Here is a 19,831-nt window from a genome sequence, read left to right as displayed (position 1 = left end):
GCGATCCGATATGCGTTTTTTGTGGTTATTTTTTCTGGGTTTTTACGCCGCGAATGTGAAAGCCGATTATAAGTGTGATGTAGAGCTAAACTACGGTTTGGTCGTGACGAACGATCAGATACGTATTATCGATAATAGCCGTACTGTTTACCAAATTAATAACGACGATCAGCTTATTGTTCAGGGGCAATGGATATCCTTGTCTGTGCAGCAACAAGCTGAATTAAAAGAGCTGGCCGACGGTGTGCATCACGTCGTACCTAAAATGATTTTACTGGCCAGTGAAGGTGTTGAACTGGCGATAGAAACTGTGGAACACGTGTATATTGGCTTAGTAGGTGAAGAGCACGAAAGTTACGAGAAATTGCGTTCGTCTTTAGCCAGAGTGCAGGCCAGAGTCAAAGAAAAATTCATTCATGCGGGCAGTAATTTCTATATGGGCCCTGGCACATTAGAGAACGTCGACGACTTAGTTGACCGCGAATTAGAAGCGCAAATTGAAGAGGCCATGAATACCTCATTAGGTGGCATTCTATCGGCCATAGGCGGCTTAGTGTCAGAAAGCACCAGCACAGAAGAAAAAATCGCAAAACTGGCTGAGAAAATTGACAACATCGGGAATACCGTTGACGCCGTCATCAGCCCGAAAAGCCAAACCCTGCAACAAAAAGCCCACTGGTTTTGTAATGAGTTTAAACGCTTAGATCGGGTCGAAGACCGCTTACGCCGTGATATACCCCAACTCACGAAATATGATGTAGTCACCAGTGAGCAAGGCCATAGCCATTAAGTTGCTGGTTTAGCCAATGTTTTACGATTAAGATAGCCGCCGTTTTTTCAGTCCTAAGAAATCCCCCATGCGTTTATTCCAGCAAGATGCCGTTGAATGGTTGCAGAGCTTACCAGCCAACAGCGTTGATTTGGTCATTACCGACCCGCCTTATGAATCGTTAGAAAAGCATAGAGCCAAAGGCACGACTACTCGTTTAAAGCACAGTAAATCTTCAAGCAACGAGTGGTTTGCCATTTTTCCGAATACGCGCTTCATTGAGCTGGTGGCAGAGATTTATCGCGTTCTAAAGCACAACAGCCATTTTTATTTGTTCTGCGACCAAGAAACGATGTTTGTGATCAAGCCGCTAGCAGAAGCGGCAGGGTTCAAGTTCTGGAAACCCTTAGTGTGGGACAAGTGCGCCATTGGTATGGGGTATCACTACCGCGCACGCTATGAATTCATTCTGTTTTTTGAAAAAGGCAAACGTAAATTACAGGATTTAAGCATGCCTGATGTGCTGCAAGAAAAGCGCGTATGGCGAGGCTATCCTACAGAAAAGCCCGTGCCCTTGATTGAAAAGCTGATTGTACAAAGCTCGAGTGAAGGTGATTTGGTTATCGACCCTTTCTTTGGCTCAGGAGCGACCCTAGTGGCTGCTCAAAATTGTAATCGAGAGTGGCAAGGTGCCGACTTATCACCTTCGGCACATGAGCACGCGGTTAAACGTTTAGGATGCTAGGGTAATAGAGCTGATGGCAACACGGGCAAAAGGACAAAGTGTCGCCATTTTGCGGATATTACACCAACATTTCTAACAATGAATTAAGGTAGCGCCTGCCAAGTGGTGTGACTTGCCAATGGGTGTCTGATTCGGCAAGTAAGCCCTTGTTCACTGCACTGGCCAGGTTTTCTTTTAGGTCTGTTTGCTCATCAAAGACTAAACCAGTGAAAGCGCTAAAGTCTTGTTTTGGGCAAGGCTCAAGTAAGCGTAATCGATTCATGAAAAACTCGAACGGTAACTCCTCATCTTGCACAGTATGTTGTTGGTGCATGTATGAGCGCGTGAGATCCATATAGCCCTTAGGGTGTTTCACTTTAACCGTGCGTAAAATCTGGCCCGAGTCTTTCAGTGTGATTTTACCGTGGGCACCACAGCCAATCCCTAAATAATCACCAAAGCGCCAATAATTAAGATTGTGCTGACATTGTTGGCCGGCCAAGCTGTAGCCCGATATTTCGTATTGCTCATAACCTGCTGCGGTCAGTATGTCATGGCCTTGCTCTTGAATGTCCCACAATATGTCATCCTCTGGCAACGTCGGCGGCTTAGAATGAAACTGAGTATTGGGTTCAATCGTCAGCTGGTACCAAGACAGATGCGGCGGCTGCTGGGCAATGCCTTGGCGCAAATCAAACAAGGCATCGTCAATGGACTGCTCAGGCAAGCCATGCATCAAATCAAGGTTGAAACTATTCAGGCCAGCATTGCGTGCGTAACCGGCAGCATTTAACGCTTGTTGCTCATCGTGGATACGCCCAAGTCTTTCCAATTTCTCTTGCTGAAAGCTTTGCACGCCAATTGATATACGGTTTACCCCAGCTTGGGCAAAGCCATTAAAACGTTCGCTTTCCACTGTGCCAGGGTTAGCTTCAAGGGTTATTTCGGCATCGACTGCTAAATTGACGCGCTCACGCACCCCTGTTAATAGGCGCCCTATGGCATCGGGCGAAAACAGACTCGGAGTGCCGCCACCGATGAAAATACTGTGCACGGGACGATCGCCAATCAGGTTGGCGTCTTGGGCTAAATCATCTAGTAAATGACTGACATATTCAGCTTCTGGCAAGGAGTCCTGCTTTTGACCATGGGAGTTAAAGTCACAATAGGGGCACTTTTGCACGCACCAAGGAATATGAATATACAAGGCAACAGGGGGGAGCGTTGTGTTCGTTTCACCGGCGTCATTCATTTCGCAAGTGTTTGCCATTACGCTATTCACCTGCTTTTTCAAAATCTGCGCTCAGTTTTACTAATAGCTGTTGTAACGCTTGGCCGCGATGACTTAGGGCGTTCTTTTGCTCTTTTGTTAGTTGTGCAGAAGTACACTTTTTTTGTTCTACCCAGAACACAGGGTCGTAACCAAAGCCACTTTCACCACTACGCTCGAGGGTTATTTCGCCATGCCATTCGCCTTGGCAAATGATGGGGGTGGGGTCTTCACTGCTGCGCATATACACCAATACACATAAGAAACGCGCTTGGCGTTTCACTGGTGCAATATCACTTAGTGAGTGAAGCAACTTATCAATATTATCACTATCTGTGGCATGGCTACCGGCATAGCGTGCTGAGTATACGCCAGGTGCTCCGCCTAAGGCATCTACGGCTAAACCAGAATCGTCAGCAATAGCGGGCAAGCCCGTAATCTTGGCTGCGTGACGGGCCTTGATGATGGCGTTTTCGACGAAGGTGGTACCTGTTTCGGCCACCTCAGGAACGTCAAATTCACTCTGTGGAATAATGTTTATGTGTAGTGGGCTAAGCAACTGACTAAGCTCAGCCACTTTGCCTTTGTTGCCTGTGGCTAAAACGATTTTACGTGACAAGGGGAAACTCATGCATTGGTCTATTATCGGCAAATTTTACCTGTTTAGAGATGTAATTGATATTGCGCTTTCACCTCTTTTGTCGATATGGGGGCTACCCATAACAAATACGCCTTGCTGTAGTTGGGTAAATTATTTAGTCTTAATACTATCTATTGAATATCGGAAGTTGTTCGCAACGTTATTCCTTTCAATATTGTCTTTTTCCAAACTTAACCGCTTAGTAGCGCAAGGATGCTTTATGACATTTACCGCCAAATTACTCCTCATTAGTAGTGCAAGTTTAATCACTGGTAATGCGAGTGCTATCAATAAGCCTCAAACGGAAGCACAGGCCCACCACATCGCAATCAGCGAACCAAGCACTGTGCTTTTGGAGTCCGCTAAGCTCCCCGAACCTATTGAACGTGTAGCACCTAAATATCCAGTGAGCATGGCACGAAAAGGCGCTGAGGGCTGGGTGCAATTGAATTTTGTGGTGGGTACTGACGGCAGCGTCAACAATATCGTTGTGGTTGATTCAAGTGGTATGAAAGCCTTTGAAAGCGCAGCAATAAAAGCAATGAAAAACTGGCAATACAGCCCGGCTTTTGTTGATGGCAAACCAATTGAGCAATGCCACAACAAAGTACAAATGGACTTTAAGTTAGACGGGGGGGAAAGAGGGGTTAGGCGCAAGTTTAAACGCAATTATGAGAGTGTGCGTGCTGCACTAAGCAGCAATGATATTGCCTTAGCGCGTGAGTTGAGTGACAACATGAAAGACAAAGGCTTGCTCAATAGCATAGAGTTTAGCTTTTATTCGTTGCTACGTGCTGACTTGGCAAAGGCTGAAGCGGATGAGGTGGCTGAGCTTAAGCACGTTCAACATATATTGAATACTGATAGCAAAGGCAAGTACTTGGGCAGCGAAGCGCATCGATTATTGTTAAACCGTAAGTTTGTGCTGCAAATCAATCAGTCCCAATACCTTGACGCCTTAGATACGTTTCAGCGGGTTGAGACGCAAGAAAATAACGACGAAAGCATCGCCATGCTCAAACCTTATGTGACCCAAATACTCAATGTGCTCAAAAGCGACCAAGTCATAGCCATTCCAGGGAAAGTCAAACAAGACGGTGATTGGTGGCATGCCCTGAGCAGGCGCGCCTTTAGTTTACATGACGTGAACGGCACCCTAAATACAGTGGAACTGCGTTGTCACAATAAAAGCGAGTTATACACAGCGACCACAGACAGCACATGGAATATACCCGCTAGTTGGGGACGTTGCAGTGTAAGGGTGGTAGGAGATACCGACAGCCAATTCACCTTGCTAGAAATACCCACCAAGAGTGAGCAGAGTTGATTTCAGTCTGTCTGCATATGTGGCAACGAGTATAAACAAATAGGCTGGAATATAAGGGGGCTTTGGGTTTCACCCTTATGTTTGTCAATATATGGCGGCAATGGAACTTTAATGTTGTGTGCTCGCCAGAATCTAGGACTTAACATGTACAGCACTTTGAAAGCTCGCAAACCAATATCACTGATTGCTATTATTCTTATGTTTTTTTGTATGAATGCAGGCGCTTCAGATTTGGGCGTTGAGAAAATTCAAACGTTAATATCGGGTAACGCCCTAAAAATAACCAATAGGTTTGGTGCAAGCATTATATATTTTGATCCTGATGGCTCTTTTGAACACCTTGCAGAGCAAGGTCAAACGAGTAAAGGGAAGTGGCGAGTAACGACTGATAGTATGTGTGTCACCATCTTTGCACAACCAAATGACCCGCCAAAAGAGTATTGTCTTAATCTAATAAACCGTAAATTAGGAGAAAGTTGGACCGAGCAGGATGCCAGAAATGGCGAATTAAAAAGAACACTGCTTAAGGGTCATCCAGCATGGTAAGCGTGAGGGGATTTGTATTGAGTTACAACATTTAAAGTACTCACCGAGCCCACCAGTACGAACTAACACCACACTTAACTAACACAAAAAAACCTGCAAATTTGCAGGTTTTTTGTGCGTTACATTCAGCTTAGCTAGACGTATTAAATGTGAAAGTTGGCGTCAAACCGGCTGGCTAAAACGACAGGCTTTAACCGCGATTCTTTTTCTTTTTGGCTTTCTTTTTCAGCGGTATACCGGCGGCTTTTTTCGCTTTGTTGCTGATCTTTCTTTTGGCTGGTGGCTTGGCTTCTTTATTTTTCGGGCGTAATTCGTCGATTACCCGGCGTTTAAGCGGCTGCTCGGTGTAGCGTTCGATTTTGGGCACTATGCCAATGTCGTGTGCTTCAACCAAAGAAATGGCCGTACCCTTGTTGCCAGCGCGACCTGTTCGACCGATACGGTGTACATAAACGTCTGCGGTACGCGGCATATCATAGTTGATAACATGACTGATGCTTTCAACATCAATACCACGGGCGGCAACGTCGGTGGCAATCAATATTTTGACTTCACCAGAGCGGAATTTTGCCATGGACAAGTTACGTTTGTCTTGGGGCATTTCGCCCTGTAGCCAGCACACGGTAAAGCCGTCGCGCTCCAGAATTTGCTTTAACTCATTCAGGCGGTCGCGGGTTTTCACAAACACCACGGCAGATTCCACTTGATGGGTCAGAATATGTTTTAGCAGAGCATATTTATGCTTTGCATCATCGGCGATATGTAGCCATTGATGAATTTTACCTTGCTCTTTACGACTAGATGCAGCCTCCAACTCAACGGGGTCGTTGAGTATGTCTTTGGCGAAACGACTAATGCCAGTGCCTTCTAGAGTGGCAGAAAACAACATGCTTTGCTTGCGCCAGCGGGCTTCAGCCGATATTTGATTAACGATTGATGAGAAGCCCATGTCGAGCATACGGTCAGCTTCATCTAAAATCAGGCACTCGATGTCACGACAATCAAAGCTTTCTTGTTCGATGTGCTCGAACAAGCGCCCTGGAGTGGCCACCAATATATCGAGGTTTTTCTCAAAAGTATCGCGATCGGTGCCGTAGTTGATGCCACCTGTGATCACGCCGCACACTATGTCTGTGTAGCGACTTAACTCAAGTGCTTGGTTATAAACCTGCTGAGCTAATTCTCGGGTTGGGGTTAAAATCAAAATACGGGTCGAGCCAGGATGGCGGCGCGGGTAATCTAATAAGAATTGGCATACGGGCAATAGAAACGCCGCCGTTTTACCTGTGCCGGTTGGGGCGGATGCGAGTATGTCTTTACCTTCCATCGCCGCTGGAATGACCAACTGTTGAATGCTGGTGGGTTCGCTGTAACCTAAATCGGCGACTGCGCGGCAAAGTTCATCATCTAATTCTAATTGCTCAAACATGGCGTTTATATGCTTCTTAACGTTGTACTTAATATTATGGTGGCTACAAAATTGTTGAGCCTCCGAGATGTTATTTTCACTGCGTGTTTAAGCAGTGGGATAGCGCTGTTGTAAACCCTGATACACTTGGTCGCTGTAATCTGGTAAGGCAATATCTAAGGCGTTTAACACATCAACCAAGTGTTCGTTATCTTCACGGCCATTCCATAATTTATGGTAGCTGCCTTCTTTGTAACCGTTATCTTGACGGAAGAAGTTTAGAACATTTTTGCCCACATATTGACGATAAAGTTCGTCGGCGTTCATTTCAGCCTGCTCAACGATTTTGATGAACAAAGGTACGTCAAAACGATTAGCGGCGCACAGGCCAGCCATTAATTGTAAATTGTCGAGTATATCTAAATTGGTAAAATCATAGGGTTTACCATCAAACGTCACACTGCTGGTATTTGATGCAAGTTGCTGAGCAATCGTGCTAGACGATTGGGCAATGTCACCGTCAAACTGAATAATGATTGACGATAGCGCGAAATGCCAAATATCGACTAACTCCATCTGTAGCTGAGGCAAGTCTTTTTGTTGGGCTTTCCACCATTTCCAGCCGTGATGCTCAATACCTTCAACCGACTCGATCATAGCGGCGCGTAAATAGGCGTAATTTGCGCTAAGCCATTGTGGGTTAACTTTTCGGTTCATGCCGTCTTGCAGTGTCAGCATGGTGTTTAATTGAGTGGTGGATAACATGGTAAGCCTTGTGTGTTCTGTTTATCGTTTGGATGCTACAAAAGCGGACGACTATTATGCCACGTTTGTGGCGATAGCATGAATGCGTTTTTGTCTGAGTTGTTGTTTTATTTCTGCGCCTTTATAACCTGCTTGCACTATTTCTTGTACGTTGACCTCTTTGGCGAGCAAATAGGCTTGCCAAATATAGTCTGCGTTGGGGTAGGGGCGCTCTTCAAAGCCCGTTCGCCCTTTCGCATCTGCGGTACAGGCCAGCAATAAATCGGCAAAGCGCTCAGGCTTTCGCCATACGTCACATTTGTCTAAAAAATCATTGATCGTGGCGGCTTTGAGCTTAAACGCATGATGCACATGACTATGAAATTCACTCATTAATAACGCTAAATCACGACAGTCATTGGGTACTTTTAGCCGCTCACAAAGGGTGTTAATGGGCACGAGGCCACGTTTTTCATGCCCGCGGTGTGACGGCCACTCTTCTGGTGGTGTTAACCCCTTGCCTAGGTCGTGCACTAAAGCGGCAAAACGTACGCTGAGCTTATGAGATACCCGCACAGATTGTTCCAGTACCATCATGCTGTGGATCCCAGTGTCAATTTCGGGATGCCATTTGGCTGGATTAGGAATGCCCCATAAGCAATCAAGCTCAGCAAACCACACTTTTAAGGCGCCGCATTCGCGCAGGGTTTCAAAATATATTTGGGGGGTATCTTCAAGTAAGCTCTTTGCGGTTTCGACCCACACACGCTCAGCGCTTAAATGACTGAGCTCCCCCGATTGGGTTATGTTAGCCATTAAGGTTTTGGTTTCATCCGCTATGCTAAAGCCATAACTCGCGTAGCGCGCTGCAAACCGTGCAACGCGTAATACGCGCAGCGGGTCTTCCTCAAACGCGTCAGACACATGGCGCAAAACGCGATTTCTAAGGTCTTTTTGGCCATTGAAGGGATCGATAATGTTGCCGTTGTCGTCCATTGCCATGGCGTTCACGGTTAGGTCCCGGCGCAGTAAGTCCTGCTCGAGCGTGACATTGGTAGAGGTGTCGCACTCAAACCCGGCATAGCCTTGGCCTATTTTACGCTCGGTGCGGGCTAGGGCGTATTCTTGCTGGGTTTTAGGGTGTAAAAATACTGGAAAGTCTTTACCCACTTGCTGAAAGCCCTTGGCCAGCATATCGGCTTCGCTAGCACCCACGACAACCCAGTCCTTATCTTTTACTGGTCGCTCGAGTAGCTTATCCCGTACTGCCCCACCTACTAAATATACTTGCATAGTCACCTTAAATTTGAGAATCGCCTTATTATGCCTGATTTATCCGATGAGCAAAAATACGCATAGGAATAAGCGATTAATAATGTGTATCGCCTGTGAAAGTCACTTAGCAGTTGAATTTACTCGAATTGGCGGGGGCGAAATTGCAGTGCTAAAACTGTAGACATCAGCTTTATGCATAACGCGTCTTACCTTTGACAAGCTTGAATGAAGCCGTTAGTTTATCTTCCGCTTATCCTCAATCGGCCACTAGAACCGCAGCTATGTATCTTAATTATTTCGGACTTTCAGATAATCCGTTTTCTATCGCACCTAATCCCGCGTACCTATATATGAGTCCAAGACACAAGGAAGCCCTTGCTCATTTGACCTTTGGGTTACGGGAAAGTGGCGGTTTTGTGATGTTAACAGGCGAAGTCGGAACGGGGAAAACCACCGTGTCGCGTAAGTTATTACAACAGCTGCCTGATAATACTCAGGTCGCCATGGTGCTTAACCCAACGCTCTCAGCCATTGAGTTACTCGCCACCATTTGTGACGAGCTAAGCATAGATTATCAACACGAACGAGCGAGCCTAAAATACTTTACGGATTTGATCCTCAACAAGCTGGTGATTAATCACAACGCAGGCTTGAACACGATATTGATTGTGGATGAAGCCCAGCATTTGTTGCCAGAGGTGCTTGAGCAGTTACGTTTGTTGACCAACCTTGAGACCAACCGGGAAAAGCTGCTCAAAGTGGTGTTAATCGGTCAGCCAGAATTGCAGCAATTGTTGAAACGTAACGAGCTGCGCCAATTAGCCCAGCGCATCACCGCCCGTTACCACTTGCTACCGCTCACTTCTGGTGAAGTAAAAGCCTATATTCATCACCGATTAGGGGTAGCAAATGGCGATAGCAGTGTTTTTAGTGCAGGCGCACTGGGCGCTGTGTATCAGGTCACTGGCGGTATACCGAGGGTGATTAATTTACTATGTGACAGGGCGTTAACGTTAACGTTTACTAAACAAGCTCCCGTGGTACATACCCATATATTTTATGCTGCCGCAGAGCAAATCTTGGGCGCTGATGTGGTGGCTCAGCGCAGAGGAAAACAGCGTACCCTAATACTCGCAGGCTTGTTTGTACTGGCCTTCGGGTTAGGCTTTATGGGAGGCCATTGGTATGGATAACCTCATCAATATTGATGCCTTACTGCCTGGCATGGTGATAGTAAAGATTACGCAGCAAAACGGCCCAATTAAAATACGTAAGTCCGGTTTAGTGACCAGCATGGAAATGGTCACAGGGTTAGGGGAAATGGGCGTACAGCAGGTGGAAATTGACCCTGCCCAAACCGTGGAGATTGACCGGCCTAAAGTACAAAAATCACAAACGCAGAAATTACTCGAAAGTGAGCGCGTCGCTGGGGCTAGAGCTCTGCATGGCGCTGATGCGGCGGTGTCAGATCAATTCAATCGCAGTTTGTTTTTACCGTCAATCCAGGCGTTACCTTCTCGCTGGCAATACTATACCAAGCCGCTATTGCAAGGCGTGGTGGTGGTATTTATTGGATTTGCATTAGGGTGGGGCGTAGCAATCGCCCCGTCATTGTTAGCCAAGCTCACCAGTCCAGCGGCACAAGATGACGCCGCCATTGTTGAAGGTTTCGCTGGAGGCAGTCGAGAAAATGCGAGTTCTGCGATAGACACTAATGGAACCCTTGCTGATAATTTGCGCACGAGCGAGAAGGATCCTGGGGGAGATAAACCTTCTGGGAAGAACAACGAAAAAGTCTTAATGGTAAAATCGAACGAGCCAGATGTTGCTCAAACACGCGGCAATCAAAATGCAGTTAATGAGTCTGTCGCAATGGCCGTTAACCAGCCGCATAGTAATACTCAACTTAAGACAACGACTCCCTTTGAACAGCAAGTCAACCCCAGACCTGAAGCAGAGCCAGAGCCAGAGCCAGAGCCAGAGCCAAGCCCCAGAATATCGTCTGACTTATTAAAGCGCTTTGAGAAGGTGATCACAGAATTGGACAAAGAGCCCGAACAGCCATTCGAAGCCACGCAAACAAAAAGTGAAGATACCCCGCGCATTGATCAGTTGCCTGCATGGGTGTTAACACAACTGCCCCCCATGGTTTTTACCACGCACATGTATGCATCTTCAGCGCAAGATAGATGGGTAAAGGTGAATAACAGGACGCTGAATGAAGGGGATATGATTGCAGATAAAGTGCGTATCGAGCATATAGAGCCACAACATGTGATCCTGAACTATCAGGGGCAAACGTTCAGTATGTCGGCACTTAGCGAGTGGTAAAATTATCACTCGCCAGTGGGCTACACAACCGACCACCTTTATAGTGACCATGATTATGTAGAACTGCAGCAAGTAATATGCATAATGCGTTTATTACTTGCTCGTTTACCGCAAATAGGAATATCAACCAGACATGGCTGCCAAGGAACCGCACTTTTGTTTGCTGCACTTTACCTTCGCCTCGAAGGCCTGCTTACTCTTCTTGGTAATTAGTATTCTGAAGGTGGCAAATGCATCAGACAGTCCAAGCCTCCCTCACGCTAATCAAGACGATTTGCATCAGCCTAATGATGCTCGCGTCATATATACGGATGACCAGGGCGCTGCCCCTAAACCTTTTGAAGCGGTGAATAAGCGGATACGCTTAACAACCGGCCAAAGCTACTTCCCTTTTATATCCGCCAAGATGCCCCACGGTGGCTGGTCTCAAGCGCTTGTAACACGTACGTTTGCAGAGATGGGGCTCAATGTTGATATACACATTTTGCCATGGAGTAGGGGAGAACGATGGACTACAGAGCAACGTTTCCTGGGGACATTTCCTTATGTCTATTCTGCTCAGCGGGCTAAGAAATACTATTTTTCTAAGCCTATCAATTTTATCCCAGTACGTTTCTATGTCAGCAAGGCATCGAATTTTACTGATGTACAACAATTGAAGGATAAACGCTTATGCTTACCTTACGGCTATTCGGCCGAATTTGTGAAAGGTGGTGTAGTGGAAAGTCTCAATTTGAAGATTAATCGCGTGGTTGATGGCGCCGCATGCATAGGACATGTGCAGCGGGGGTGGAGTGACGCTGGCCTGACAAATGACTATGTTTCTGTGAATGAGGTCAATAATGACCGCTTAACAGACAGTAAGCTGGTTGTGCTTAAAAAGTATGTAGAGCAAGTGCCTTTGCATTTCATCATTTCAACGTCTTACCCCGAAGCGAAAATGTGGATGGATAAGTTCGATCGCGCGTTTCAACGTTTGATTAAAAGCGGCGCGAAAGCGGAAATAGATAATAAGTTTATTCGACTACTCGACTCAAATTCATCCTAGGTATATCAACCCTCAACCCCTTATATCTCCTATTTCATAACGCTTTCAAACCGCTACATCTACAAAATTTCATCTGAAAACGTTTTCTGTAGAGCATACAGCGCGAGTTAACATGTTTTAGCGTATTGCATCATAAGCGGGTGGGTCTTATGAATATGCCGATCCCTCAAATGTAGAAACAGTGTCGACTTTTTCGGCAGATTTTCATCAAAGATAGTTACGCTGCATTTCACTCATTTACTAATGCATATTATCTTGACTCGATGGAATTTGCAGACACTAGCGCTATTTTTGTGACCCATTAAGCTTCATCCTGAATGGTCATTATGCACACAGTGGCGACGTTGCACCTTGATATAAGCCAATTATTAGTACCAGTCTGCCTGATAGGTGCAGCAGTATCATCGTATACGATACGTACTGTAAATGTTTTCGTTTTCATCAATTTTCATTCGCTATGCTTTGGATCTCAATATTTTCAGGTTACTTTGTTAACCTATATCTCATTGTTCTTGTATTTAATGCACGACTTCTTGTCGTTATTTGCGCATGTTGCACAGTGCTTCACATATAATTTTAACGCTTATTTGTCTACTTTCATTAACATTTTAACGTTTTAGGTATAGGCAAACATATAATTATTAATATTTTCGCTGTCCATCTTTACCCTTTGTTTATAAGGCCTTTGTTAACTTATAGCTATCTTAGCGCCGAATTTGTCATATTAGTCACCGATTTTGTGATACCCACACTGGTCGAGTTTGTATTAATGTATTTGTAACATTTCATTAGCTTGATAGTGATGTTTAAAATTAAACGGCTTATCGACTAAAAATGTTGACGAATTGTTAAAATAAACCTAGCATTATGAAAACGTTTACATTGGTGGTTGGGCGAGACTCAATTGGGTAAACGCAAAACATGTATTTATGCCCTGAGGGTATTGATGTTACAGCGACCGCGCAACGTATTTGGGAAGACCGGCTTTCATTAATGAAAATAAAAAAGTGGTCAAGAGCAGTAGCTGACTTCCAACTTGTATGGTTTAGGTTAATTCTACTAATAGAAACACAAAGGACGCACAAAAATGAACACATATGCGAAATTTAATAAGTCACTACTGACCAAGAGTATTTCAATACTGCTTGGTACGACAGTACTTGCTCCTGTGGTTGCCGTTGCTCAAGAAAGCGCGAATGACTTGGAGGTGATCCAAGTACGAGGCATGCGCTCGAGTATTCAAGAATCTATGGGGATTAAACGTGATTCTGCTGGTGTGGTTGATGCCATTTCTGCAGAAGACATAGGTAAGTTTCCGGATACTAACTTAGCGGAATCTTTGCAACGCATCACGGGTATTTCTATTAGTCGGAGTAACGGTGAGGGAAGCCAGATTACGGCTCGAGGCTTTGGACCTGATTTTAATATGGTGACGCTAAATGGTCGTGCCATGCCAGGTGCTGCTATTCCTGGCGGTGGTGGCACGCCAAATTCACGGGCTTTTGATTTTGCCGATTTAGCCTCTGAAAGCGTACGTGGTGTGGAAGTGTACAAAACTGGTCGTGCTAGCATAGCAACGGGCGGTATCGGGGCAACCGTTAACATTAAGACGGCGCGCCCACTAGACGCACTGGAAAGCGGCTTTACCGGCTCTGTTGGCGCAAAAGCATTGATGGACACCACTAACCGTGTGGGGGATGACGTAACGCCTGAAGTATCAGGGTTCTTTAATTTTGTTGATGACGACGGCATTTTTGGTGTGTCTTTATCTGCCAGTGTACAAGAGCGTGACAGCTCAGCAGTGGGTGCATTTGTTAATGAATGGCGTGTTAACCCATACGAGGGCAGCATTCCACAATCACCTAACCAAACCGATCCTAATTTACCTGGCTTTAATGGGCCAGCGGTGGTGGTAAACAATGGTCCAGCAGACGGTCAACTGTTTGCCATTCCAGCTGATTTACGTTACTCAATTGCTGATCGTGAACGTAAACGTACTAATGCGCAGCTTACTTTTCAATATGCCCCATCAGAAGATTTAACCGCAACCTTGGATTACACCTATTCAAAACAGGACCTATACGAGGCTCGCGCAGAGCAATCCATCTGGATGGATGATGGCTACTTCTCAGAGCTTACCTTTGACGACGAAGTGGTTAAAACCCCTATATTGATTGAACAAGAACGCCGTGATTTACTGCCGCGCGATTTGGGGCTAGCCATTCAGGAGCTGAACCAAGTCAATGAAAACAAATCTGTTGGTTTTAATGTTGAGTACCACGTCAACGACAGCTTAGTCATGTTCTTCGATGTGCATGATTCATCAGCCGAAGGGCGCCCAGATGCGCCTTATGGTACCTGGACTAACCTAGGGTTAGGGGCCAATGTTAACCGTGGGCAGGGGGCTGACTTCTCTGGTGATTTCCCTATCATGACGGTAGATTTTGATGACGCTGCGCGTGACAACTTAAACGGTAATGGCGTGCTTGACCAAGATGATGTAGGTACTGCAATTCTTGATATGAATTTTAATTCTCAGCGCACGGATATCACCCAATTCCGTTTGGATGGTGAGTACTCATTTGACGATGGCGGGATTAATTTCGGTGTTGAATCGCGCTCAATGGAAAGCACGTCACTGCAATCATTAACCAGACGTACCATGGGTAACTGGGGTATTGAAAACCCGGGTGAATTGCCAGCGGACTACTTAACGCCGTTTAGTTTTGCCGACGAGTTTGATGACTACAACACCAACGGCATTTTCAGCCAAGGTTTCACTGGTGATGTAGCACAGATTGGCGCATTTGCCGCGCAGGAATACGGCTTCGCATTTGCAGCCGATAACCCGTTCGCCACTAATCGCACAATTGAAGAAGACATATTTGCGGCTTATGTAGAGTTTGAATTAGACGGAGAGTTAGGTGGTCGTCCGTACAATATCCTTGCGGGTGTTCGTTACGAAAGCACTGATTCTACGTCGGTCGCTAACATCAGCTTGCCCAGTGCAATAGCGTGGGAAGGTAATAACGATTTTAATGTGCGCTTTGGCTCTGAGACTCAAGACGTGGCTGTTGATTCTGACTACGACCATATTCTACCTAGTATTGATTTTGATATTGAAGTGATGGATGGCGTTAAGGCGCGTTTGTCTTACAGCAAGACCATTGCTCGCCCAACGTACAATAACTTGAGCGCGGCAGCATCCGTGGGCACGCCAAGCGGTCCAACGCTAATCACCCAAGGCGCAACTGCAACCGCTAGCTCAGGTAACCCCTCTTTGGTGCCACTTGAATCTGACAATATCGATTTATCCGTTGAATACTATTTTGAAGATACCAGTTATGTATCGTTAGGCTTCTACGATAAACGAGTGAAGAACTTTATTGGTAACGAGCAGGTGGAAGAAAGCGTATTCGGTCTACGTGATGCGACCGCTGGTCCACGTGCAGAGGCTGCGGCCGCTGAACTTGAACGTATTGGACAACCGTTAACCGATACTAATTTGTTTAACATGGTGGCAGCCATGGAAAACAACATCGCTTATGACTCGTTAACCATAGAGCAATTCGAAGCCCAGTATGATGTGTTACCTAATGAAGATGACCCATTCTTAACCTTTATTAATTCAAAACCAGTGAATAATAAGAACGCCAATATTTATGGCTTCGAGCTGGCTGCTCAGCACTTCTTCGGAGACACGGGCTTTGGTTTACAAGCTAACTACACCACAGTCAATGGTGATGTAAGTTACGATATCACTGCTAACCCATCGGTAACGCAATTCGCGTTAGTGGGCTTAAGTGATACGGCAAACTTGGTTGCCATGTATGAGAAAGATGGCTGGCAGGGGCGTATTGCTTACAACTGGCGTGATAAGTTTTTGGACACCACGAGTCAATATGTGAATGAACCGGGCTTTACCGAGTCTTACTCGCAAATCGATTTTAATGTGTCGTATCAAGTGAATGATGATTTATCTGTATTCCTTGAAGGGATAAACATTACGGATGAGAACAGTCGCCGTCACGGGCGTACGTCCGCTCAATTATGGAACTTGGAACAACTTGGCGCGCGCTACGCGCTAGGTGCCCGATATACGTTCTAATGTGTAACAAGTGTGTACCTGTAGGTCTGCCGAGTTAATCGGCATTTAAAGCCGCGATTTATCGCGGCTTGTTTTTTAGTTATATTGAAACAAGAGCTTTAAAAAAGAGCTTTGAACCAAACGTACTCAACCTAATTATTTGGATGGCGAGGTTAGTCTTGAACAACGAGAAAACGCAGAGCACCCAGAATGGGCAGAAACGACAAAGAGTACAAAAAGTGGTTATCGCAGGTGGTGGAACGGCAGGTTGGATGGCCGCTGCTTCGCTATCTAAATTACTGGGAAAATCACTCGATGTCACTTTGGTTGAGTCAGACGAGATTGGCACGGTAGGGGTAGGCGAAGCCACTATTCCGCCCATTCGAACACTACACAAACTGCTGAATATCGACGAGCAAGCATTTATGCGAGCCACCAATAGTACCTTCAAACTGGGAATTGAATTTAATAACTGGGGACAAAAAGATGACAGTTATATTCACTCCTTCGGTGTCACGGGAAAAGAGTGCTGGGCTGGGGAGTTCCATCATTTCTGGCTACGGGGAAAAGAGCTGGGAATAGACGTCCCTTTCGGGGATTACTGCTACGAGCTTCAGGCTTCAAAGCAAGGGAAGTTTGCCTTCTCTGCAAATGCGCCAATGAACTTTGCCTACCATTTAGATGCCACGCTATACGCTAAGTTTCTACGGAATTTTTGCGCCGATTCGGTGACACGAATTGAAGGTAAAATTCAACAGGTGAATAAGCATCAAGAGAGTGGCTTCATTCAATCTTTAACACTTGAATCAGGTCAAGTTGTTGAGGGAGACTTTTTTATTGACTGCACAGGATTCAAAGGTCTGCTGATAGAAGAAGCCTTACATACTGGTTACGAGGATTGGTCACATTGGTTACCGTGCGACAGCGCAGTCGCGGTGCAAACTCAAGCCAATTCTGATCCTCTACCTTATACCCGTGCTACCGCCCATGAATCTGGTTGGCAGTGGCGAATTCCGTTACAGCATCGCGTAGGCAATGGCATGGTATTCTGTAGCCGATACACGAGTGACGACCAAGCAAAAACCACTTTGCTCGCTAACCTGGATGGCGTCCCCATTAACGAACCCAGAGTGATTAAGTTCAAGACCGGCCGCAGACGCAAGGGCTGGAACAAAAACTGTGTGGCATTGGGCTTAGCCAGTGGGTTTGTAGAGCCACTTGAGTCCACCAGCATTCATTTGATTATGACAGGCATCGTACGACTAATGCGCTTGTTCCCCTTCGATGGTGTGTGCCAATCCACTATTGATGAATACAATGAAAAACTCACCAGTGAACTGCACAGTATTCGTGATTTTATTGTTTTGCACTATAAGGTTACCACTCGTGATGACTCACCGTTTTGGCAGCATTGCCAAAGCATGGAAGTGCCTGCATCTTTGGCCCACAAAATTCGCTTATTTAAAGGAACGGGCAGAGTCTTTTTAGATGATGGCGATATATTCCGCGTCGATTCTTGGACGCAAGTCATGTTGGGGCAAGGCCTAGCGCCAGAGCAGTATCACCATATCGTGAATGAAATGAATAAGGATGAGTTAACGCGCTTTTTAGCCGGCATGCGCAGCGCAATAGAGCAACGAGTTGCCCAATTGCCTAGTCATCAACAGTTTATTCAGCGCTATTGCAAAGCGTCATAAGCACTAGCAAGCAGAGTGACGGGTAGGCCGCGAATACGCAGCAAAAGAAAACATAAAGCAGTTGTTGCGTGTCATCCACTTAGATGGGGTAGTATAAAGAGTATTGTGCCAAAGCGTCCGTAAATAGCATGTCATGTTTAACATGGGTAGTCACAAATGAGTAACCGCAGTATCAAAAATATCGTTGTCGTCGGTGGTGGCAGTGCAGGTTGGTTAACCGCTGGGATCATTGCCGCAGAGCACCAATGTGGCTCACAGCAAAGCAAAATCTGCGTCAGCCTAATTGAATCACCCGATGTGGATATTATTGGCGTGGGGGAGGGAACTTGGCCTTCAATGCGTAACTCTTTGCAGCGCATGGGGATTAGCGAAACTGAATTTATTCGCCACTGCGGCGCAGCGTTTAAACAGGGCTCAAAGTTTGTCGGCTGGAAAAACGGCGCAGACAATGACTTTTACTACCACCCTTTTGTGATCCCAAGCGGCTACGGCAAAGCAAATCAATACAGCGCGTGGAAAACCTATGCCTCTGAGCATCCTTTTGCTGACGTGGTTTGTGCGCAAAGTCATATTTGTCAGGCAGGGTTAGCCCCAAAACAAAACGCTACCCCTGAATATGCAGGGGTGCTCAATTACGGTTACCACCTTGATGCAGGCAAATTTGGCCAGTTAATCCAGCAGCACTGCGTGGCTAAGCTAGGCGTTCGCCATATTCAAGATCACGTTGAAGGTGTGATCAGTCACGATGATGGCGACATTAAAGCATTACAAACGCGTCAAAGTGGTGAGCTAACCGGCGACTTATTTATCGATTGCACAGGGGCGCGTTCGTTATTACTAGGGCAACATTTTAATGTGCCATTTATCGATAAAAGCGACGTGCTGTTTAACAACAGTGCTATGGCGCTGCACGTGCCATACACTAATGATGATGACCCTATCGTCTCGGCGACCGTATCAACTGCCCAAGAGGCCGGGTGGATATGGGATATCGGCTTACAAGACCGACGAGGGGTGGGGTATACCTATTCTAGCAAGCATACTGACGATGAGCAGGCGCAGCGAACACTTAAAGCCTATGTGGCGCAGTCTATTGGGCCAGAACGTGCTAATGCGCTCAAAGCACGAAAGATCAATTTTGAACCTGGGCACCGTAGTCATTTTTGGCATAAAAACTGTGTCGCGGTTGGCTTGTCAGCAGGATTTTTAGAGCCCTTAGAGGCATCTGCATTAGCATTGGTTGAGCTCTCGGCTACCGCCATTGCTGAAAACCTGCCTGTAACAACAGATCATATGAAGGTTACCCAGGATAACTTTAACCGACGATTCCTTTTGCACTGGGAAAACATAGTCGAATTTCTAAAGTTGCATTATGTTTTAAGCGCGCGCAGTGAGCCGTACTGGCATCAAATGCGTGCACCTGAGTCGATATCCCCACGGCTCAGCTCATTACTCACGCAGTGGCGTTTTCAACCACCTAGTCGCAATGACTTTGTGCAAAATGAAATCATGTTTCCATCAGCCAGTTACCAATATGTTTTGTACGGTATGGGCTTTGAAACCTTGAATGATGTGTCATCAAGGGAATTTGACACGCCACAAAGTGCCGTCAAACACTTGCAAGAAAACCAGCAGCATGTGCGTAAACTCATGGCTGGGCTGAAAAGCAATCGTCAATTGCTCAGTCACGTTAAGCAGTACGGTTTTCAAAAAGTGTAAGTGTTTGAACGGTGTTGCAGTGTACATAGGGCTACTGCTTTAGTGCGCCTAGACTGTAACGACCGGTAAGACAAAAGCACCTTAGGCATACCAAGACTGGCCTAGTGTCGGGTCTAAATAGTTACCTTTCAATATTTTAATCTTCGCTCTAGCGTTCGAATGACGGCTCTATCTTAAGCGGCTTAAAGAAAAAGATACAAAAGTCTTGAAAACGTTTTCATTTGCATTTAACGTTACGCTAACAAT

15 protein-coding genes are annotated in these 19,831 nt (G+C 45.9%); 10 read left to right on the top strand and 5 right to left on the bottom strand.

Annotated elements, in window-relative coordinates:
• Nucleotides 1-10: 10 nt before the first annotated feature.
• Entirely contained in the window at nucleotides 11-790 is a 780-nt protein-coding gene (locus tag PATL_RS16870; RefSeq protein WP_011576026.1) for a YggN family protein, read from the top strand.
• A gap of 67 nt (nucleotides 791-857) precedes the next feature.
• Nucleotides 858-1,514: a DNA-methyltransferase gene (locus tag PATL_RS16865; protein ID WP_011576025.1), complete on the top strand. Its 657-nt coding sequence runs from the start codon at nucleotides 858-860 to the stop codon at nucleotides 1,512-1,514.
• A 58-nt stretch (nucleotides 1,515-1,572) separates the two neighbouring features.
• Here the strand turns inward: PATL_RS16865 and hemW are convergent, their stop codons facing one another.
• Nucleotides 1,573-2,763: a radical SAM family heme chaperone HemW gene (hemW, locus tag PATL_RS16860; protein ID WP_011576024.1), complete on the bottom strand. Its 1,191-nt coding sequence runs from the start codon at nucleotides 2,761-2,763 to the stop codon at nucleotides 1,573-1,575.
• 4 nt (nucleotides 2,764-2,767) lie between these two features.
• Nucleotides 2,768-3,382 (bottom strand): XTP/dITP diphosphatase, encoded by a 615-nt coding sequence (locus PATL_RS16855; protein WP_041714547.1) that lies wholly within the window; start codon nucleotides 3,380-3,382, stop codon nucleotides 2,768-2,770.
• A gap of 241 nt (nucleotides 3,383-3,623) precedes the next feature.
• Here PATL_RS16855 and PATL_RS16850 point away from each other — a divergent pair, with 241 nt between their 5' ends.
• Together PATL_RS16850 and PATL_RS16845 are read left to right on the top strand one after the other, a co-directional pair.
• The gene (locus PATL_RS16850) at nucleotides 3,624-4,730 is read left to right on the top strand and encodes an energy transducer TonB (RefSeq protein WP_011576022.1); all 1,107 of its coding nucleotides are present in this window, start codon (nucleotides 3,624-3,626) and stop codon (nucleotides 4,728-4,730) included.
• 144 nt (nucleotides 4,731-4,874) lie between these two features.
• Complete coding sequence (locus PATL_RS16845; RefSeq protein ID WP_041714004.1) at nucleotides 4,875-5,276, top strand: hypothetical protein; 402 nt, start codon at nucleotides 4,875-4,877, stop codon at nucleotides 5,274-5,276.
• Between the two features lie 190 nt (nucleotides 5,277-5,466).
• On the opposite strand, the gene srmB is transcribed toward PATL_RS16845, so the two are convergent.
• From srmB to PATL_RS16830, 3 genes are all read right to left on the bottom strand, one after another.
• Nucleotides 5,467-6,705 (bottom strand): ATP-dependent RNA helicase SrmB, encoded by a 1,239-nt coding sequence (gene srmB / locus PATL_RS16840; RefSeq protein ID WP_011576020.1) that lies wholly within the window; start codon nucleotides 6,703-6,705, stop codon nucleotides 5,467-5,469.
• A gap of 87 nt (nucleotides 6,706-6,792) precedes the next feature.
• Nucleotides 6,793-7,449: a dUTP diphosphatase gene (locus PATL_RS16835; RefSeq protein WP_011576019.1), complete on the bottom strand. Its 657-nt coding sequence runs from the start codon at nucleotides 7,447-7,449 to the stop codon at nucleotides 6,793-6,795.
• A gap of 54 nt (nucleotides 7,450-7,503) precedes the next feature.
• Complete coding sequence (locus PATL_RS16830; protein ID WP_011576018.1) at nucleotides 7,504-8,721, bottom strand: multifunctional CCA addition/repair protein; 1,218 nt, start codon at nucleotides 8,719-8,721, stop codon at nucleotides 7,504-7,506.
• A gap of 263 nt (nucleotides 8,722-8,984) precedes the next feature.
• Between PATL_RS16830 and PATL_RS16825 the strand changes: the two genes are divergently transcribed.
• From PATL_RS16825 to PATL_RS16800, 6 genes are all read left to right on the top strand, one after another.
• Nucleotides 8,985-9,896 carry an ExeA family protein gene (locus tag PATL_RS16825; RefSeq protein WP_011576017.1) on the top strand — a complete coding sequence of 304 codons (912 nt, stop codon included), beginning with the start codon at nucleotides 8,985-8,987 and terminating at the stop codon, nucleotides 9,894-9,896.
• Nucleotides 9,889-11,034 carry a general secretion pathway protein GspB gene (locus tag PATL_RS16820; RefSeq protein WP_011576016.1) on the top strand — a complete coding sequence of 382 codons (1,146 nt, stop codon included), beginning with the start codon at nucleotides 9,889-9,891 and terminating at the stop codon, nucleotides 11,032-11,034. The genes PATL_RS16825 and PATL_RS16820 overlap by 8 nt, the downstream gene beginning before the upstream one ends.
• 133 nt (nucleotides 11,035-11,167) lie before the next feature.
• Nucleotides 11,168-12,082, top strand: a complete 915-nt coding sequence (locus PATL_RS16815; protein ID WP_011576015.1) for a substrate-binding periplasmic protein — start codon at nucleotides 11,168-11,170, stop codon at nucleotides 12,080-12,082.
• Between the two features lie 1,087 nt (nucleotides 12,083-13,169).
• Nucleotides 13,170-16,190, top strand: coding sequence for a TonB-dependent receptor (locus PATL_RS16810; RefSeq protein WP_011576014.1), 3,021 nt, complete (start codon nucleotides 13,170-13,172; stop codon nucleotides 16,188-16,190).
• Between the two features lie 143 nt (nucleotides 16,191-16,333).
• Nucleotides 16,334-17,866, top strand: a complete 1,533-nt coding sequence (locus PATL_RS16805; RefSeq protein ID WP_011576013.1) for a tryptophan halogenase family protein — start codon at nucleotides 16,334-16,336, stop codon at nucleotides 17,864-17,866.
• A 156-nt stretch (nucleotides 17,867-18,022) separates the two neighbouring features.
• A complete protein-coding gene (locus PATL_RS16800; RefSeq protein WP_011576012.1) occupies nucleotides 18,023-19,585 on the top strand; it encodes a tryptophan halogenase family protein in 1,563 nt (520 codons plus the stop codon).
• Nucleotides 19,586-19,831 lie beyond the last annotated feature (246 nt).

It is taken from the genome of Paraglaciecola sp. T6c (genome assembly GCF_000014225.1).
Lineage (GTDB): Bacteria > Pseudomonadota > Gammaproteobacteria > Enterobacterales > Alteromonadaceae > Paraglaciecola > Paraglaciecola atlantica_A.
The sequence above is the reverse complement of the archived record's forward strand: the minus strand, read 5'-3'. Positions and strand labels throughout refer to the sequence as shown.

Coding starts and splice junctions, on each gene's coding strand:
- PATL_RS16870 (WP_011576026.1), top strand. CDS start 11: ATGCGTTTTTTGTGGTTATTTTTTCTGGGTTTTTACGCCGCGAATGTG.
- PATL_RS16865 (WP_011576025.1), top strand. CDS start 858: ATGCGTTTATTCCAGCAAGATGCCGTTGAATGGTTGCAGAGCTTACCA.
- hemW (WP_011576024.1), bottom strand. CDS start 2,763: ATGGCAAACACTTGCGAAATGAATGACGCCGGTGAAACGAACACAACG.
- PATL_RS16850 (WP_011576022.1), top strand. CDS start 3,624: ATGACATTTACCGCCAAATTACTCCTCATTAGTAGTGCAAGTTTAATC.
- PATL_RS16845 (WP_041714004.1), top strand. CDS start 4,875: ATGTACAGCACTTTGAAAGCTCGCAAACCAATATCACTGATTGCTATT.
- srmB (WP_011576020.1), bottom strand. CDS start 6,705: ATGTTTGAGCAATTAGAATTAGATGATGAACTTTGCCGCGCAGTCGCC.
- PATL_RS16835 (WP_011576019.1), bottom strand. CDS start 7,449: ATGTTATCCACCACTCAATTAAACACCATGCTGACACTGCAAGACGGC.
- PATL_RS16830 (WP_011576018.1), bottom strand. CDS start 8,721: ATGCAAGTATATTTAGTAGGTGGGGCAGTACGGGATAAGCTACTCGAG.
- PATL_RS16825 (WP_011576017.1), top strand. CDS start 8,985: ATGTATCTTAATTATTTCGGACTTTCAGATAATCCGTTTTCTATCGCA.
- PATL_RS16820 (WP_011576016.1), top strand. CDS start 9,889: ATGGATAACCTCATCAATATTGATGCCTTACTGCCTGGCATGGTGATA.
- PATL_RS16815 (WP_011576015.1), top strand. CDS start 11,168: ATGGCTGCCAAGGAACCGCACTTTTGTTTGCTGCACTTTACCTTCGCC.
- PATL_RS16810 (WP_011576014.1), top strand. CDS start 13,170: ATGAACACATATGCGAAATTTAATAAGTCACTACTGACCAAGAGTATT.
- PATL_RS16805 (WP_011576013.1), top strand. CDS start 16,334: ATGGCGAGGTTAGTCTTGAACAACGAGAAAACGCAGAGCACCCAGAAT.
- PATL_RS16800 (WP_011576012.1), top strand. CDS start 18,023: ATGAGTAACCGCAGTATCAAAAATATCGTTGTCGTCGGTGGTGGCAGT.